Source organism: Rossellomorea aquimaris (assembly GCF_008180865.1).
Taxonomy (GTDB): domain Bacteria; phylum Bacillota; class Bacilli; order Bacillales; family Bacillaceae_B; genus Rossellomorea; species Rossellomorea yichunensis.
In genome coordinates, this window is record NZ_VTEX01000001.1 from 540,470 (window position 1) to 557,941 (window position 17,472).

14 protein-coding genes are annotated in these 17,472 nt (G+C 41.7%); 13 read left to right on the forward strand and 1 reads right to left on the reverse strand.

Annotation, left to right across the window (positions count from 1 at the left end):
- Positions 1–18: 18 nt before the first annotated feature.
- A complete protein-coding gene (locus FZC88_RS02745) occupies positions 19–1,722 on the reverse strand; it encodes an Rqc2 family fibronectin-binding protein (RefSeq protein ID WP_148993566.1) in 1,704 nt (567 codons plus the stop codon).
- Between the two features lie 212 nt (positions 1,723–1,934).
- On the opposite strand from FZC88_RS02745, the gene FZC88_RS02750 reads away from it, so the two are divergent.
- From FZC88_RS02750 to rsgA, 13 genes are all read left to right on the forward strand, one after another.
- Entirely contained in the window at positions 1,935–4,616 is a 2,682-nt protein-coding gene (locus FZC88_RS02750; protein ID WP_148993567.1) for a cation-translocating P-type ATPase, read from the forward strand.
- Between the two features lie 124 nt (positions 4,617–4,740).
- Positions 4,741–5,616, forward strand: a complete 876-nt coding sequence (locus FZC88_RS02755; RefSeq protein ID WP_148994265.1) for a YicC/YloC family endoribonuclease — start codon at positions 4,741–4,743, stop codon at positions 5,614–5,616.
- A gap of 56 nt (positions 5,617–5,672) precedes the next feature.
- Positions 5,673–5,945, forward strand: coding sequence for an extracellular matrix/biofilm regulator RemA (gene remA / locus FZC88_RS02760; protein WP_034755776.1), 273 nt, complete (start codon positions 5,673–5,675; stop codon positions 5,943–5,945).
- On the forward strand, positions 5,946–6,560 hold the full coding sequence (gene gmk / locus FZC88_RS02765) for a guanylate kinase (protein WP_148993568.1): 615 nt from the start codon (positions 5,946–5,948) through the stop codon (positions 6,558–6,560). It begins immediately after the preceding gene.
- The gene (gene rpoZ, locus FZC88_RS02770) at positions 6,561–6,782 is read left to right on the forward strand and encodes a DNA-directed RNA polymerase subunit omega (RefSeq protein ID WP_148968693.1); all 222 of its coding nucleotides are present in this window, start codon (positions 6,561–6,563) and stop codon (positions 6,780–6,782) included.
- A 136-nt stretch (positions 6,783–6,918) separates the two neighbouring features.
- Positions 6,919–8,148 carry a bifunctional phosphopantothenoylcysteine decarboxylase/phosphopantothenate--cysteine ligase CoaBC gene (gene coaBC / locus FZC88_RS02775; protein WP_148993569.1) on the forward strand — a complete coding sequence of 410 codons (1,230 nt, stop codon included), beginning with the start codon at positions 6,919–6,921 and terminating at the stop codon, positions 8,146–8,148.
- The gene (priA, locus tag FZC88_RS02780; RefSeq protein ID WP_148993570.1) at positions 8,135–10,558 is read left to right on the forward strand and encodes a primosomal protein N'; all 2,424 of its coding nucleotides are present in this window, start codon (positions 8,135–8,137) and stop codon (positions 10,556–10,558) included. Before coaBC ends, priA begins: the two co-directional genes overlap by 14 nt.
- A 32-nt stretch (positions 10,559–10,590) precedes the next feature.
- On the forward strand, positions 10,591–11,073 hold the full coding sequence (gene def / locus FZC88_RS02785) for a peptide deformylase (RefSeq protein ID WP_148993571.1): 483 nt from the start codon (positions 10,591–10,593) through the stop codon (positions 11,071–11,073).
- Positions 11,073–12,023 carry a methionyl-tRNA formyltransferase gene (gene fmt / locus FZC88_RS02790; RefSeq protein WP_148993572.1) on the forward strand — a complete coding sequence of 317 codons (951 nt, stop codon included), beginning with the start codon at positions 11,073–11,075 and terminating at the stop codon, positions 12,021–12,023. Before def ends, fmt begins: the two co-directional genes overlap by 1 nt.
- Positions 12,016–13,350, forward strand: a complete 1,335-nt coding sequence (gene rsmB, locus FZC88_RS02795) for a 16S rRNA (cytosine(967)-C(5))-methyltransferase RsmB (RefSeq protein WP_148993573.1) — start codon at positions 12,016–12,018, stop codon at positions 13,348–13,350. Before fmt ends, rsmB begins: the two co-directional genes overlap by 8 nt.
- A 318-nt stretch (positions 13,351–13,668) precedes the next feature.
- A complete protein-coding gene (locus FZC88_RS02800; protein ID WP_148993574.1) occupies positions 13,669–14,418 on the forward strand; it encodes a Stp1/IreP family PP2C-type Ser/Thr phosphatase in 750 nt (249 codons plus the stop codon).
- Positions 14,419–14,422: 4 nt separating this feature from the next.
- Positions 14,423–16,441 carry a Stk1 family PASTA domain-containing Ser/Thr kinase gene (pknB, locus tag FZC88_RS02805; protein ID WP_148993575.1) on the forward strand — a complete coding sequence of 673 codons (2,019 nt, stop codon included), beginning with the start codon at positions 14,423–14,425 and terminating at the stop codon, positions 16,439–16,441.
- 147 nt (positions 16,442–16,588) lie between these two features.
- The gene (gene rsgA, locus FZC88_RS02810) at positions 16,589–17,470 is read left to right on the forward strand and encodes a ribosome small subunit-dependent GTPase A (RefSeq protein ID WP_148993576.1); all 882 of its coding nucleotides are present in this window, start codon (positions 16,589–16,591) and stop codon (positions 17,468–17,470) included.
- Positions 17,471–17,472: the final 2 nt, after the last annotated feature.

Sequence of the window (17,472 nt, forward strand, 5' to 3'; positions counted from 1 at the left end):
GTGCTTCTTTAATAAAAATCAATTCTTCAGCGAACGGACCAAATCCAAATCAGGTGTCACATACACCGTTTGCTGTCCTTCGTAAATGACAAAGCCGGGCTTGGCTCCTTTTGGTTTCTTTACCTGTTTGACTTCAGTGAAATCAACAGGCACCGAGCTTGATTCCCTTGCTTTACTAAAGTAGGCAGCAATTTTAGCTGCTTCCTTAATCGTCTCCTCGGAAGGATCCGGACTCTTGATTACAACGTGTGAACCTGGAATATCTTTCGTATGAAGCCATATATCCTCTTTACCTGCGACTTTATTGGTTAAATAATCATTTTGTTTATTGTTTTTTCCGACCAAGATTTGTGTGCCGTCGCTGGAAGTGTAGTTTTCCAGAACAGGTTTCACATGGGCCTTTTTCTTTTTAGTTTGTTTACGGACCCTCAGGTAGCCTTCTTCTTCCAGTTCTTCTCTTATTTCTTCAACGTCTTTTGTTGATGCCGATTCTAATTGTTGAAGTAATTGTTCTAAGTAGACAATCTCTTCGTCGGCTTTTTCAATTTGCTCATGAACGATTTTTACTGCATTCTTTGCTTTTTGATAGCGTGAAAAATAGTTTTGGGCATTTTCTGATGGAGACTTTTGCGGGTTGAGGGGGATCATGACACTTTCCCCGTTTTCATCATAATAATTTACCACGCTAACCACAGTCATTCCTCGTTCAACCGCATATAAATTAGACGTAAGGAGTTCACCAAGCAATTGATACCGATCTGCCTGCTGGGCATCCTCCAGCGTCTTTTTTAATTTTTCAATTTTATTTACATTTTTATCCCGTTCGTTTCGGATGAATCGTTCCAAGTCGTTTCCTTGTTGCTTCACCCGGTCCCGTGCAGCCTTCTGATAGAAGAAACGGTCCAATAATTCACTTAACGAAGGAAAGGTTTGTTTCTCTCCTTGCAGATGTTCAATACCCATCCAGTAAAACGTTTCTTTCTCGCCGCCAATGAGGGTTGGTGTAGTGTCATTCGATTTAGCATACTGAATCAATTTTAAGAATGATTCAGAAATCGTAGACTGGTTACCAATTCCTGCACGGTGAACAACCTCTTTTGCATAAAGAGGAGAAATGCCTGCAAAAGCTTGGACAATCTGCTTATCCAGTTTTCCGGAGTTAAAGTCCAGTGCTCTAAGAACATCTTCACTGGTAGCATTAAGTGGATTTTTTTTATCTTGTTGTGGTGGTAAAACATACGTATGACCAGGCAAAACAGTACGGTGTGTATTCATACTTGGTGAAATATGTTTGATACTATCCAGAATCATATTTCGTTCTTTATCAACTAAAATGATGTTACTATGGCGTCCCATGACTTCGATGATTAATTGTTTGTACGAAATATCGCCGATTTCATTTCTGCCCTTCACTTCAATTATGATCATCCGATCCAGTTCAACCTGTTTGATCCCCTCTACAATATACCCTTCCAGATGCTTTCGTAGGAGCATACAGAACATGGGTGGGACAGAAGGATTTTCATAGTTTTCTTTTGTTATTTGTACCCTTGAATAACTGGGATGGGCGGATAATAGAAGTTTGTGATTTTTTCCATTCGCCCGGATGATCATGATGATTTCATTTTTGTAAGGTTGATGTATTTTATTAATGCGTCCGTGCAATAAGTTCTCATTCAATTCTTTCGTCATGCTTCTAGTAAATAATCCATCAAATGACATTTATAACATCCTTTGCTTTATACGATTTCGGGGTATTTTAAATCTGCCAGGTTTGATCTTGGTATCTCTGTATCAAATGTAACCGATTTTACCCCTCTCACAGGTAAAATGCAAAACATACGTAAATCATATCATTTTTTAGGACGAGTCTGAATAAGAATGCTATGAGAAGGACAACTTTTCGTATCGTAGGAGGAGAGTGACATGGTTGCATGAAATTTCATGAGATGAGACAAGAGGACATAGAGCAGTCATTAAATACCAATTATCAAGAGGGTCTTTCAACTGATGATGTAGCAAAGAGACGGAAACAATTTGGGTACAATCAATTGGAGGAAGCTGAGAAGCAGTCAGCTTTGTTACTATTTTTCAGTCAATTTAAGGACTTTATGGTTCTTGTGTTATTGGCAGCCACACTTATTTCAGGATTACTGGGAGAATACATCGATGCGATTGCCATCATAGCCATTGTGTTAATAAACGGTTTTTTAGGTTTTTTTCAAGAGCGTAAAGCAGAGAGGTCCCTGCAGGCTTTAAAGGAACTTTCAGCACCTCAGGTATCGGTGTTGAGAGATGGCAAGTGGGTGAAAGTTGTTTCTAAAGAGGTCATTATCGGTGATATCATCCGCTTTGGAAGCGGGGATCGGATCGGGGCAGATGTACGCCTCATTGAAACGAACAATCTGGAAATAGAAGAATCTGCTTTAACAGGGGAATCTCTACCTGTAACAAAATCGACGAACCCCGTCAATGGTGAAAACATGAGTCTCGGAGACTTAGAGAATATGGCTTTTATGGGGACGATGGTAACTAGGGGTAATGGTATTGGTGTTGTGACTTCGATCGGAATGAAGACAGCCATGGGACAAATTGCTGATATGATTCAAAAGGCTGAAACGATGATAACCCCACTTCAAAGAAAACTTGAAGAGTTAGGGAAAATACTGATTTCCGTTGCCCTTGTGTTGACAGCATTGGTCGTGGGAATCGGTGTTATCCAAGGGCACGATATGTACACAATGTTCTTAGCGGGGGTTTCTTTGGCAGTTGCCGCCATTCCAGAAGGTCTACCTGCCATTGTAACCGTTGCCCTTTCCCTCGGCGTTCAGCGAATGATCAAGAAGAAAGCGATTGTACGAAAGCTGCCGGCTGTTGAAACATTAGGTTGTGCATCAGTTATTTGCTCAGATAAAACAGGAACTCTGACTCAAAACAAAATGACGGTGACACATCTTTGGAGTGGAGGCAGAACGTGGACGGTAACAGGGACCGGGTATGAACCGGATGGCCAATTTTACAGCGGAGACCAAAGGGTAACACCTCACAGTGAAAATGCCCTTCAACAATTATTAACCTTTGGTATGCTATGCAATCATGCGGAACTCGTAACACGAGAAGAAAACTTTGTAGTTGATGGGGATCCTACAGAAGGGGCTCTTCTTGTGGCGGGGTTGAAAGCTGGTTTGAGCCGGGAATCTCTGCAGAAGAAGTTTACGATTGTAAAAGAATTCCCCTTTGATTCTACAAGAAAGATGATGAGTATCATCGTTGTCGATCAAAACGGGAAACATTTCTCTGTAACGAAAGGTGCTCCCGACGTTTTAGTCGGCAAGAGCGAATCCATCTTGTGGGAAGGAAGACTTCAATATAAATCAGCTGAAATATTCCAAAAAGTAGAAGAGGCAATCAGTGAAATGTCGTCCAATGCTCTTCGAAACATTGCGATTGCTTATAAACCCCTCAATGAAAGATCCACCGAAGGGATTAAGGAAAGTGACATTGAAGAAGGGGTGACCTTCATTGGCTTACAAGGTATGATTGATCCTCCAAGACCTGAAGTGAAGCAGGCAGTGAAAGAGTGTCGGGCAGCCGGCATTAAGACGGTGATGATTACAGGGGATCATATTCTAACGGCTAAAGCGATTGCCAGGCAGCTAGGAATCTTAAAAAACAAAGATCGCGTTCTGGATGGAAAAGCATTGAATCAAATGGAAGTTCATGAACTGGAAGAAATCGTGGAAGAGGTTTCTGTTTTTGCACGTGTTTCTCCTGAGCATAAATTAAAAATCGTCAAAGCCCTTCAAAACAGGGGGCATGTGGTGGCGATGACCGGGGATGGTGTAAATGATGCTCCGGCAATAAAATCTTCGGATATTGGTGTAGCCATGGGAATTACCGGGACAGATGTATCTAAGGAATCTTCCTCACTTGTCCTTTTGGATGATAACTTTGCAACGATTAAATCAGCCATCCAGGAAGGCAGAAACATCTATGAAAATATCAGGAAGTTTATTCGGTACCTGCTGGCATCGAATGTAGGGGAAATTCTCGTCATGCTATTTGCCATGATCCTGGCCCTCCCACTTCCATTGGTGCCGATACAGATTCTTTGGGTGAACCTTGTGACAGATGGACTTCCTGCCATGGCACTTGGTCTGGATAAGCCGGAAGATGATGTAATGAAGAGGAAACCAAGGCATCCAAAAGAAGGCGTATTTGCCAGAGGATTAGGCTGGAAGGTAGTTTCAAGGGGCTTCTTAATCGGGGGTGTCACTCTACTAGCCTTCATGTTGTCGTATAAGACTCACCCCGATCACTTGGCATATGCCCAAACCGTTGCCTTTGCTACATTGGTAATGGCACAGCTCATTCATGTGTTTGACTGTCGAAGTGAAGTTTCTGTATTTTCAAGAAATCCCTTCGGAAATATGTATCTTGTGTGGGCCGTATTATCTTCACTCGTATTGATGCTTCTCGTGATTTACATCCCATCCTTGCAGCCGATCTTCCATACAGTACCAATCGTGTTAAAGGACTGGTTCTTAATCATTGGTTTAAGCTCGGTTCCAACGTTTTTACTGGCAGGGTCATTTTTTGCAAGAAAAAAACAGTGAAATGTGGTATAATCCAAAAGGTAATAGAGAATAACCTCTATTACCTTTTTTATATAGTGAGAGTGCAAGCATGAAATCAGTTGATCTACATACGAATATCGTCAAAAGATTGGATGTGATCGTAATGGTTGTCAGTATGACAGGCTTTGGAAGAAGCAAGGTAGACTCTGAACAACATACAGTAACGGTTGAAATGAAATCCGTTAATCACAGGTTTAGTGAATGTTTCATAAGGATGCCCCGACAATTAATGAAACTTGAGGATAAAATTAAAAAACAAGTATCCCAGTCCGTTAAGAGAGGGAAAGTTGATATTTTCATCACCATTACGGGCGATGGCTTAGTACATAAAAATCTACATATTGACTGGAAGCTCATTCAAGATTATTATCAGTTAGTAAATAAAGTGAAAGAAACCTTCTCCCTAAAAGATGAACTGCAATTATCCCACCTCTTAAACAGAGAAGAATTTGTGATCATCGAAGAAATGGAAGAGGAAAACGAAGAGCTTGAGCAGTTGGTGTTAAAAGCTGTAGAACAAGCGGCGAATGACCTTAAAATAATGCGTGAAAAAGAAGGAGAGCTCCTCAAGAAAGATTTTCTCACTCATCTCAATCATTTTAAGACCCAAATTGGAGAACTTACCGATCATGCTCCTAAAGTTGTCGATCAGTATAGAGAACGGTTAAGAAAAAGGATTCTTGAATACAATGAAACTTCCTTCGATGAAAGCCGTTTGCTTACTGAGGTTGCCATTTTTGCTGATAAATCGGATATTACCGAGGAACTGACGAGATTAGAAAGTCATATTCAGTACTTTGATTCCTCATTGAACGGTGAAGGACCTGTAGGCAGGAAGCTGGATTTCATGATTCAGGAAATGAACCGGGAAGTGAACACGATTGGTTCGAAAGCAAACGATTCCTTCATTGCCACGATTGTTGTGGAACTGAAATCAACACTGGAGAAACTAAGGGAACAAGTGCAAAATGTAGAATAAGAAGTTTAGTTTCCTGTCATTCCGGCGAAACTAAACTATTGATTAGGAGGAGCGTTATGTCGATTAAGCTCATCAATATAGGATTTGGGAATATTGTTTCAGCTAACCGGATCATCTCAATTGTAAGTCCCGAATCAGCACCGATCAAACGCCTGATTCAAGATGCAAGAGACCGGGGGACACTCGTTGATGCTACATACGGAAGAAGAACAAGGGCGGTTATTATTACGGATAGCGATCACGTTATTCTTTCAGCTGTTCAACCCGAAACCGTTGCTCATCGTTTAACTGATAAAGAGGATCTAGTAGAAGAAGGGCAGGGTAAATAAATGAAAGAAAAAGGATTGCTGATCGTTCTTTCCGGACCTTCAGGTGTAGGAAAAGGAACCGTTCGTAAAGCGATTTTTTCCCAAGAAGATACAAAGTTTGAATATTCCATCTCCATGACCACTCGTAATCCCCGTGAAGGAGAAGTGGATGGTGTAGATTATTTCTTTAAATCAAGAGAAGAGTTTGAAGTACTTATAGAGCAAGGGAAACTGCTGGAGTATGCAGAGTTCGTTGGAAACTATTATGGCACTCCTGTTGATTACGTTCGAGAAACACTTGATGCAGGAAGAGATGTTTTCCTTGAAATTGAAGTACAAGGTGCACAGCAGGTCAGGGATAAATTCCCTGAAGGTTTATTCATCTTCCTGGCACCCCCCAGTCTTTCTGAACTTCAGAATCGCCTCGTAACCAGAGGAACCGAAACGGATGATTTGATCCAGGGTAGAATGAATACTGCAAGAAAAGAAATTGAAATGATGAATCTGTATGATTACATTGTTGAAAATGATCATATTGAACATGCGGTAGGCAAGATTAAATCCATTGTTCAAGCAGAACACTGCAAACGGGAAAGAGTGCAACAACGATACTTAAATATGCTGGAGGTTGAATAAATGTTAAACCCATCCATTGATTCATTAATGAAGAAGATCGATTCTAAATATTCGTTAGTCAGTATTGCTGCTAAGAGAGCAAGAAACCTGCAAGATACCGGTGATTACCGTTTGAACCAATATGAGTCTCATAAGTATGTAGGAAAGGCACTTGAAGAAATTCAGGCCGGTCAATTATCTATGAAAGAAAGAGATGCCAAAGCGGTTTATTCTGATGAATAAGCGTCATCATGCTTAATGAAAAACTCTAGGGGGTTGACTCGAAAGATTACATGATCTTTCGGGACAACCCTATTTTCTTTTTCTATCAATATCCTTCATAATAAAGGAAGGATAAAGAGTAATGGGGGAAAGCAGAATGATCAAGGGGAAAAAAATACTGTTATGTGTATCTGGTGGAATCGCTGTATATAAAGCGGCTGCTTTAACGAGCAAGCTTGTCCAAAACGGTGCAGAAGTGAAGGTCATCATGACTGAATCAGCACGAAAATTTGTAGCTCCACTTACTTTTCAGGCATTATCCCGTCATGATGTATACTGGGATACCTTTGATGAAAAGGATTCGTCGAAGATTGCTCATATCGACTTAGCTGACTGGGCAGATCTTGTATTGGTTGCACCAGCCACTGCCAACATCATAGGGAAGCTTGCGAACGGAATTGCAGATGACATGATTTCAACAACCATTTTGGCAACGACAGCGAAAGTATGGATTGCCCCAGCAATGAATGTACATATGTATGATCACCCGGCGGTGAAGCGGAATATTGAGACCCTTTTTGAGTTTGGATACCGATTTGTCGAACCGAGTGAAGGATATCTGGCTTGTGGATACGTTGGTAAAGGAAGATTAGAAGAACCTGAGAAAGTAGTGGAACTGGTTGATCGCTATTTTTCCACTCGTGATAGCGAAAGGAAGATTTTACAGGGGATAAAAGTCGTCATAACTGCCGGACCGACAAGAGAAATGGTCGATCCCGTTCGATTCTTTTCCAATCGCTCAACAGGGAAGATGGGCTACGCCCTTGCAGAGGCGGCTGTGTCTCTTGGGGCGGAGGTCGTCTTGATTTCCGGACCGTCTCAATTACCCGTTCCAAGTGGCATTGAATTTGTCTCCGTAACAAGTGCTGAAGAGATGTACAATGCTGTGCATGAAGCGTTTCCAACAGCGGATATCGTCGTGAAGAGCGCTGCAGTCGCTGATTATCGTCCGAAAGAAACCTTCGAGGATAAGTTGAAGAAAAAAGAGGGTAATCTCGTGATTGAATTTGAACGTACAAAGGATATATTAATGAGTCTTGGTGAGCGCAAGAAACATCAATATCTAATCGGATTTGCGGCCGAAACATCTAACGTTTACGAGTATGCGAAAGCAAAGCTTGAGAAAAAGCGTGCAAATATGATAGTTGCAAATAATGTAAAAGAAACAGGTTCAGGGTTCGGAACGGACACGAACAAAGTATCGATTGTAACAAGCGAAGGTAACATTCTAGAGCTGCCATTATTATCAAAGGTAGAGGTAGCGAAAGAAATCTATAAAGAAGCGATCCGGCAGATGAAGAAGGGTTCCTCGCATGAACGTAGCTAGTGTCATCGTAGATGTTCCTGCCATGCAGACGGATCGAACCTACGACTATCGTATTCCGGCTGAATGGAGAGGCAGCATCATTCCCGGCATGAGAGTCATCGTTCCTTTTGGACCAAGGAAAATTCAAGGCTTTGTCATTGAATTAAAGGAAAAAGGCGAAGTCTCTAAACTAAAATCGATTGTTGAGCCGATGGACCTTGTACCGGTCCTGAATAAGGAACTACTAACATTGGGGAACTGGCTTACAGAGAAGACCCTATGCTTTAAAATCTCAGCATTTCAAGCGATGCTTCCGGCTGCCATGAAAGCAAAATATGAAAAATTCTTCCAAATCGAGGGGGGGAAGAGTCCGGGTGAACTTCATCTTTCGCTCCAGCATTTCTTTCAGAATGGAAGGGAAGTGTCCTGGAAAGCAATCGAGGAAAACGGACTGCTCCCTCTCGTTCATAAAGAGGTAAAACAAGGTTCGGTTGAAGTGATATACAGAGTGAAAGCGAAGGGGAATAAGAAAACGGTTCGAAAACTGTATCTTAATGTAACCGAAGGTGATTTAGAAGAAGTGAAGAACAGTCTGCCTCCTCAAGCAAGTAAGCAGAAACAAATCATAGAATACATGAATGACGCTGTTCCTGGAGGGGACGGGATCCTTGCCGCAACCCTCCTTGAAGAGATGGGGACTACTTCGTCTACGGTTAAATCGTTAGTCAATAAAGGGGTTCTGGTAGAGAAAAATGTTGAAATGTATCGTGATCCCTTTGAAAACAGGACGTTCGAGAAGACCTCGCCTCTTTCGTTAACGGCTCAACAGGACCAGGCGATCAGTCCTATACTGAACACCATTGATGAAGAAAAACATCACACATTCCTTCTTTACGGAGTGACAGGGAGTGGTAAAACGGAAATTTATCTTCAATCCATTCAACGGGTCTTGCAAGAAGGTAAGGAAGCGATTGTATTAGTCCCTGAAATCTCCCTCACTCCCCAAATGGTTCACAGGTTCAAGGGCCGGTTCGGAAATGATGTAGCTGTTCTCCATAGCGGTTTGTCAGTTGGTGAAAAGTATGATGAATGGAGAAAGATCCAGCGGAAGGAAGTAAAAGTGGTGGTTGGTGCCCGTTCTGCTGTTTTTGCTCCTTTTGAAAATATCGGGATCATCATTATTGATGAAGAGCATGAGACAAGTTACAAGCAAGAAGAAAATCCTCGTTATCATGCCAGGGACGTGGCCATTTATAGAGGGGAATACCATCAATGCCCTGTCATTTTGGGAAGCGCAACACCCTCTTTAGAATCCTTTGCTCGAGCATCAAAAGGTGTGTATAGGCTCCTCACGCTGGATAAACGGATGAATGATGGACCACTCCCTTCCGTTGATATTGTTGATATGAGAGAGGAACTGAGGAAGGGGAACCGTTCCATGTTCTCAACTGAACTTTTCGAAAAGCTTCAGGATCGAATTGAGAAAGGGGAACAAACCGTTCTATTCCTTAATAGAAGAGGACATTCATCATTCATCATGTGCAGAGATTGCGGCTTTGTCCTTCAATGTCCAAACTGTGATATCTCTTTAACCTATCACCGCTTTTCAAACGGCATGAAATGTCATTACTGCGGCTACGAAGAAGGAGTTCCCACTACTTGCCCTGAGTGTACGGGTGAGCATATCCGTTATTTCGGGACAGGAACTCAAAAAGTGGAGGAAGAATTGACGAAACTTATCCCCGAGGCTCGAATCATTCGCATGGATGTGGACACAACCACCCGAAAAGGGTCACACGAAAAGCTATTGACAGCCTTTGGAGAGGGAAAAGCAGATATACTTCTTGGTACACAAATGATTGCCAAGGGTCTGGATTTTCCGAATATCACTCTCGTCGGGGTCCTCAGTGCGGATACGATGCTTCATCTGCCTGACTTCAGGGCTGCAGAGAAGACCTTTCAATTGCTCACTCAAGTAAGCGGACGTGCAGGCAGGCACACTCTGCCGGGAGAAGTAGTGATTCAAACGTATACGCCGGAGCACTATTCAATCGAGTTAGCGTCTAATCATGATTACAACCGTTTCTATCAACAGGAAATGATGATGAGGAAAATGGGCTCCTATCCTCCCTTTTACTACATCTCTCTCGTCACACTAAGTCATGAAGATTTAATGAAAGTTGTGGATATTGCAGAGAAGATGACGAAATATATCCGTTCAAAGCTATCCGAAACAACGATCATTCTTGGACCCGTGGCGTCACCGATCCCCAGGATAAAGAATAGATATCGGTATCAATGTTTGATAAAATACAAGCGGGAACCAAATCTTGGTACTACGTTGAAAACAGTATTAGATCAATACCAACAGCAATATGCGTCTCAAGGGTTAACAATCTCCATAGATGTGAACCCTTATATGATGATGTAACTATATTTTTTACGGAAAAATGGAGGAGACTTATGGCAATACTTCCAATTGTAATGCACCCTGATCCAATCTTAGAAAAAGAATGTGAAAAGGTAACGGCATTTGATAAGAAATTAAAAAAATTATTGGCAAATATGTATGACACAATGCTTGAAGCGGATGGTGTTGGTCTTGCAGCTCCTCAAGTAGGAGTCGACCTTCAGGTAGCAGTGGTGGATATCGGGGATGATACCGGTACGATCGAGCTTATCAATCCGGAAATCATCGAGGCGGACGGATCTCAAACCGACCTTGAAGGGTGCCTGAGCTTCCCGGGGTTATATGGGGAAGTGACCCGTCCTTATTCCATCACGGTCCGAACGTTTGACAGAAAAGGAAGAATGATTGAATTTCAAGCCCAGGACTTTTTAGCCCGAGCGATTCAACACGAAATTGATCATCTTCACGGTGTTCTATTTACCACAAAGGTAGAAAAATATGTGACAGAAGAAGAATTAGAAGGGTATGAAGCTTAATGACGAAAGTAATTTTTATGGGAACACCTGACTTCTCCGTTCCTGTTCTTCAATCTTTATTAGACGAAAACTATGATGTGACTGCGGTCGTGACACAGCCCGATCGCCCAGTGGGGAGAAAAAGGATCCTAACGCCTCCACCTGTAAAGGTAGCAGCTGAAAAGAACGGGATACCAGTCTATCAACCAGAGAAAATTAAGGATGAAGATGAGTTAAACAAAGTGCTTGCATTAGAACCTGACCTTATCGTAACGGCCGCTTTCGGACAAATTCTTCCCAACAGATTACTGGAAGCCCCTCAGTATGGATGCATCAATGTTCACGCCTCTTTACTTCCTGAACTTAGAGGGGGAGCACCTATTCATTATTCCATTCTCCAAGGGAAAGAGAAAACGGGCATCACCATCATGTATATGGTCGAAAAGCTTGATGCAGGGGACATTATTAGTCAAGTGGAAGTGGATATTGAAGAACGTGACCATGTCGGAACCCTTCATGATAAATTAAGCGTTGCAGGTGCAGCATTGCTCATTGAAACGGTGCCCAAATTATTGGCAGGTGACATAGCCCCGGTAAAGCAGGATGATTCAAAAGCGACGTTTGCACGAAACATCAAACGAGAACAAGAAAAAATTGACTGGACGAAAGGTGGGGAAGAAATTTACAACCATATTAGAGGACTTCACCCTTGGCCCGTTGCGTACACCACATTAGAAAATTCCGTGATTAAAGTCTGGTGGGGAGAAAAAGTCAGCGGAACTTCTGCTGCTCCTGGAGAAATCATGAAAATTGAAGAAGATGGATTCGTTGTTTCTACAGGCACTTCAATAGCAATAAAAATAACTGATTTACAGCCTTCTGGGAAAAAGCGAATGAGTGCAAAGGATTATCTGCGTGGAGCAGGGTCTCACCTGAAAGCAGGAATGATGTTAGGAGAAAATAATGAGTAAAAAAAATAAGACCGTCCGTGAAGCAGCACTTGATGTCATTGAAGCAGTAGAAAAAAATCAATCGTATAGTAATTTATTACTCAATTCTGTGATTGAAAAAAATCAGCTGCCAAGTAAGGATATTGGCTTATTAACGGAGCTGACATATGGAACCATTCAACGGAAAATGACGTTGGATTTCTATTTAGCTCCATTTCTTAAAGGGAAGTTGGATGAGTGGGTTCGTCATCTATTGCGTTTATCCCTCTATCAGCTTGTGTACTTAGATCGAATTCCTGACCGTGCTGTTTTCTTTGAAGCTGTAGAAATAGCTAAGAAGAGAGGACATAAAGGCATTTCAGGTTTGGTGAATGGTGTCTTGCGTTCTGTTCAAAGGAAAGGTCTTCCTTCCCTTGACACTATTAAAGATCCAATCGAGCGGGTGGCCATAGAAACGAGTCATCCTTATTGGCTTGTGAAGAGATGGGAAGAGCAATTTGGCCTGGAGAAAACGAAAGAAATGTGTGAAACCAATTTAATCGCACCAAATCAAACGGCACGGGTGAATACAACAAAAATCACTCGAGAAGAGCTTATCCAACTCTTGACTGGCAACGGTAATGAAGTGAGAGAAAGCCCGATTGTTCCGGAAGCGATCCAGTCACTTCGAGGGAATCTTGCAAAAACAGAGGAATATCGTAACGGACAATTCACCATCCAGGATGAAAGCTCCATGCTTGTCTCCTATGCTTTAAAGCTTGAACAGGGGATGAAAGTGTTAGATGCATGCGCAGCACCAGGGGGGAAAACGACTCACATAGCCGAAAAACTATCAGGAACCGGAGAAGTTCATGCATTGGACTTACACAAGCACAAGGTCAAATTGATTGACGTAAATGCATCTCGGCTCGGATTAAATAATATAAAGACTGCAACCCTTGATAGTCGAAATGCAGGAGAGAAGTTTGAAAAAGAGAGCTTCGATCGTATCCTGGTGGATGCCCCATGTTCTGGATTAGGTGTATTAAGAAGAAAACCGGATATAAAATATGCTAAAAAAGAATCGGATCTTCTATCACTGCAAAAGATTCAGCTGGACATCCTTTCAGCCGTTGCACCATTGTTAAAAAAAGATGGATTATTAGTTTATAGCACTTGTACTGTGGATCAAAATGAGAATGAAGGGACTGTGTCGGCTTTCTTAAGTGATCATCCAGAATTTGATCCTCAAGCATTAGATGAACTTCCGGATTCCATCACACCGTTTATTAAAGAAAATCAGTTACAAGTATTTCCTCAGGATTTTGGAGGGGATGGATTCTTTATTTCGTGCTTTAGAAAAAAATAAGTCGAAAATGCTCAAATGTCGAAAGTAAAGCAGGAAAATTCACCAGAAAAGTCGTAAAAGTACAATAGCCCTTAATGAATCTTTGATTATCCATTACTTTGTAATCATATATTTATTTCTTCAAAAGTGATAAAAGCTGAAGATATTTTCTCTTTTCATTATCAACCTATTCAGCTCCAATTAAGAACGAATGGTAAGCTGGACACATTTAACGAAGATAATCAAAGTGGATTCATTTTTTTGAACTAAAGTTGCACCCTACAATGAGTTTAAGGAGCTACTTGAAACAGGTGCAGAAGAAGAGACGAGGTGACATAAGTGAAAACTGTATATTTTACGGACAAAGGGAAAGTGCGTCAACTAAATGAAGATTGTGCCGGCGTATTCGTGAATCATCATGGAGATCATTTAGCTGTTGTAGCAGATGGAATGGGCGGCCACAGAGCTGGAGACGTTGCCAGCGAGCTTACCATCTCCATGTTAAAGGACTTATGGGAGAAAACAGAGAAATTTCACACCGCTGATGAAGCCGAAAATTGGTTAAAATCAACTATTAACGAAGTAAACAAAGAAGTATATACTTATTCTCAATCCAATTCGGAGTGTGAAGGGATGGGCACGACTCTCGTAGGAGCCATTTGCACCTCCTTGTTTGCTACCATTGTCAATATTGGTGACAGCAGAGGATATATACTGAACGAAAATGGTTTTCATCAGTTAACAGAAGACCATACACTTGTGAATGAATTAGTCAGAAGCGGTGAAATTTCTAAAGAAGATGCAGAGCATCATCCAAGAAAAAACGTGATACTTAGAGCGATAGGTACAGAAGCTTCAATTACTATGGATATTAAAACGATAATGTTTGAAGAAGAAGACGTTATTTTATTGTGTTCAGACGGTCTTTCCAATAAAGTCTCCCAAAAAGAAATGAAAGAGATATTGGTTCAGGACCACTCCCTGGAGAATAAAGGAGAGTCGCTTGTTCATTTAGCTAATGAATATGGCGGTGAAGATAATATTACCGTAGTAATTGTAGAATTTGCCGCTGAAACGGAAAGCGGGTGATAACATGATGGAAGGAAAGCGCATCAGTGGGCGTTACAGAATCATTAAACTAATCGGCGGCGGAGGAATGGCCAACGTTTATTTAGCTCACGATGTGATTTTGGATCGTGAAGTGGCTATTAAAATGCTCCGGATCGATTTTGCCAATGAAGAGGAATTCATTAAACGATTCCAACGGGAAGCTCAATCTGCTACCAGCTTGACTCATCCGAACATTGTGAGTATATACGATGTAGGAGAAGAAGATGATCTATACTATATTGTCATGGAATATGTCCATGGTATGACCTTAAAGCAATACATACAGCAACATTCACCAGTTCGTGTAGACAAATCGATCGATATTATGAAGCAGTTAACCTTAGCGATGTCTCATGCCCATCAGAATCATATTGTACACCGGGATATTAAACCCCATAATATCCTTCTTGATGAAGAAGGAAATGTGAAGATAACGGATTTCGGGATCGCGATGGCTCTTAGTGCCACTTCGATCACCCAGACCAATTCAGTCCTGGGATCGGTCCACTACCTTTCTCCTGAACAGGCAAGGGGCGGAATGGCTACGAAGAAATCTGATATTTATTCACTGGGGATCGTCATGTTTGAATTGTTAACCGGCAGACTGCCTTTCTCTGGAGAATCAGCGGTTTCGATTGCCTTAAAGCATTTGCAATCGGAAACACCATCTTTAAAAAGGTGGAATCCTGATATTCCCCAGAGCGTTGAAAATATCGTATTAAAAGCAACGGCCAAGGATCCATTTAGACGGTACGAGAGCCTGGAGGAAATGGATGAAGACCTGTTTTCAGCGCTTGATCCCGATCGGATGAATGAGCCTAAATTTGCCGTTCCCCTTGATGATGAAGCAACAAAAGCGATTCCTGTCATTACTGATCAGAAGGCGTATTCGAATCTTGATGATACGATTGTTCACCATCAGGCAGACACAGACAAACTTCAAACGAAGCCGACTCCTCCAGTCCAAGAGGGTAAGAAGAAAGGCAAGAAGAAAAACAAGAAGGGTGATCCGAAGAAAAAGGGTAAAAAGAAGTGGCCGATCTTTATTATAAGTTTGTTCTTTTTGCTCATTCTCTTAGGAGTTGCTGCTGTTACTTTCGTTCCTGAGCTGCTGGGGCCAAAGGAAATCCAGGTGCCGGATGTGGTTGAAAAAGATCAAACTGAAGCCATTTCCACCATCGTTTCAGAGGGGTTTGTTGTCGGAGAAACAAAAAAACAACCCCATGAATCGATTCCTGAAGGTTTTGTAATCAAGACAAACCCAAAGGCAGGGCGGATGGCGAATGAAGGATCGGCTATAGATATCTATGTTAGTACAGGTAAAGAAAAAGTTGGAGTAGAGGACTATGTAGGAAAGAATTTTGAAGAAGTATCCTCTGAACTTGAAGAAAAAGGTTTCACGGTAGAGAAAGAAGAAGAGTTCAATGAATCCGAACCAGCTGGAACGATCACCGACCAGGATCCATCTCCTGGAGTAGAGGTCGTGGCAGAAGATACGACGATTACCTTTACAGTGAGTAAGGGAACAGAGAAGTTTGATTTGGAAAACTTGGAAAATTTTGATCAGACTGCACTTGATAAATATGAAGCTTCGAATGGAATAAATATCATTGTACAGGGTGAAGAATTTTCAGATGAGGTTGAAGAAGGTAGGGTGATTTCTCATAAGCCCGTTGCAAGTACTCCGATCAGTAAGGGTGAGGATGTTTACGTTATTATGTCAAAGGGTCCTGAGCCGCCGAAGGAAGTACCGACTAAGGAGACTACTGAGGAAGTGACCATCCCTTATACCAAGGACAATGGAGAACCTCAAGTAGTGGAAATTTTTATTGAGGACAAGAATAGAAAGATTGAAGAAAGTGACGAACTAATCAGTATTTATGAGGATACGACGGTTACTATGAAGTTCACATTGGAAGAAGGAACTGTAGGGGAATATCGAATTCTCGTTGATGAAAAAGAGTATAAAACAGGTACTGTCGAGTATCCTAAAGAAGAATAATGACAATTGACAAAGGGCTGTACCCGGGTTTTTAATGGACCTGACGGGACAGTCCTCTTGTTTTCCTTTATAATGATAGAGAATCATGATACATAATATAGAGGGCTAATCTATTTTTCATAAATGTTTTTGAATAGGAGGTTTCGAATGCCTGAAGGAAAAATCGTTAAAGCATTAAGTGGATTTTACTATGTGCTTTCAGAAGGAAGCGTTACACAATGTCGGGGCAGAGGTAATTTCCGCATAAATAAAATAACACCACTGGTGGGTGATTATGTTGAATTTCAAGCGGAGAACAAAACGGATGGATACATTCTAAAGGTCAATGACCGTAAGAATGAGTTAGTGCGTCCCCCGATTGCAAATGTCGACCAGGCGATATTGGTATTCTCGGCAAGCGAACCGGATTTTAGTCCGGCTTTACTTGACCGCTTTCTTGTGTTGGTTGAGAGTAAAGAAATCGAACCGCTTATTTGTGTAACCAAGATGGACTTACTTACATCTGATCAAACAAACAAGATTGAACGATATGTGAAGGATTACCGCTCATTCGGTTATGAAGTCCTGATGACCTCTTCGAAAACCGAGCATGGAGTAGAGGAGCTGACTCCGTATTTACGTGATAAAATTTCTGTCTTTGCAGGACAGTCCGGAGTAGGAAAATCGTCCTTGCTGAATGCCTTGAAACCTGAACTTGAGTTAAAGACGGCTATGATCTCATCCCACTTAGGCCGGGGGAAACATACGACTCGCCATGTGGAACTGATTGATATTGAAGATGGGTTAGTGGCGGATACCCCCGGGTTTAGTTCACTGGAGTTTTCTGAGCTTGAAATAGAAGAGCTGCCACAATGCTTCCCTGAAATGGTTGAAGTATCTGACGACTGTAAATTTAGGGGGTGCCTTCATATCAACGAGCCGAAATGTGCCGTTAAAGCTGCCGTGGAAGCAGGCGAAATCCCTAATTACCGTTATGATCACTATTTAACGTTCCACAAAGAAATAAAAGATAGAAAGCCGAGGTACTAAAT

What these genes read in the sequence shown, in the direction of transcription:
- rsmB (WP_148993573.1), top strand. Translation starts at nt 12,016, where the DNA reads ATGAGTAAAAAAAATAAGACCGTCCGTGAAGCAGCACTTGATGTCATT.
- rsgA (WP_148993576.1), top strand. Translation starts at nt 16,589, where the DNA reads ATGCCTGAAGGAAAAATCGTTAAAGCATTAAGTGGATTTTACTATGTG.
- gmk (WP_148993568.1), top strand. Translation starts at nt 5,946, where the DNA reads ATGAAAGAAAAAGGATTGCTGATCGTTCTTTCCGGACCTTCAGGTGTA.
- priA (WP_148993570.1), top strand. Translation starts at nt 8,135, where the DNA reads ATGAACGTAGCTAGTGTCATCGTAGATGTTCCTGCCATGCAGACGGAT.
- FZC88_RS02750 (WP_148993567.1), top strand. Translation starts at nt 1,935, where the DNA reads ATGAAATTTCATGAGATGAGACAAGAGGACATAGAGCAGTCATTAAAT.
- coaBC (WP_148993569.1), top strand. Translation starts at nt 6,919, where the DNA reads ATGATCAAGGGGAAAAAAATACTGTTATGTGTATCTGGTGGAATCGCT.
- FZC88_RS02745 (WP_148993566.1), bottom strand. Translation starts at nt 1,722, where the DNA reads ATGTCATTTGATGGATTATTTACTAGAAGCATGACGAAAGAATTGAAT.
- pknB (WP_148993575.1), top strand. Translation starts at nt 14,423, where the DNA reads ATGATGGAAGGAAAGCGCATCAGTGGGCGTTACAGAATCATTAAACTA.
- rpoZ (WP_148968693.1), top strand. Translation starts at nt 6,561, where the DNA reads ATGTTAAACCCATCCATTGATTCATTAATGAAGAAGATCGATTCTAAA.
- FZC88_RS02755 (WP_148994265.1), top strand. Translation starts at nt 4,741, where the DNA reads ATGGTTGTCAGTATGACAGGCTTTGGAAGAAGCAAGGTAGACTCTGAA.
- remA (WP_034755776.1), top strand. Translation starts at nt 5,673, where the DNA reads ATGTCGATTAAGCTCATCAATATAGGATTTGGGAATATTGTTTCAGCT.
- def (WP_148993571.1), top strand. Translation starts at nt 10,591, where the DNA reads ATGGCAATACTTCCAATTGTAATGCACCCTGATCCAATCTTAGAAAAA.
- fmt (WP_148993572.1), top strand. Translation starts at nt 11,073, where the DNA reads ATGACGAAAGTAATTTTTATGGGAACACCTGACTTCTCCGTTCCTGTT.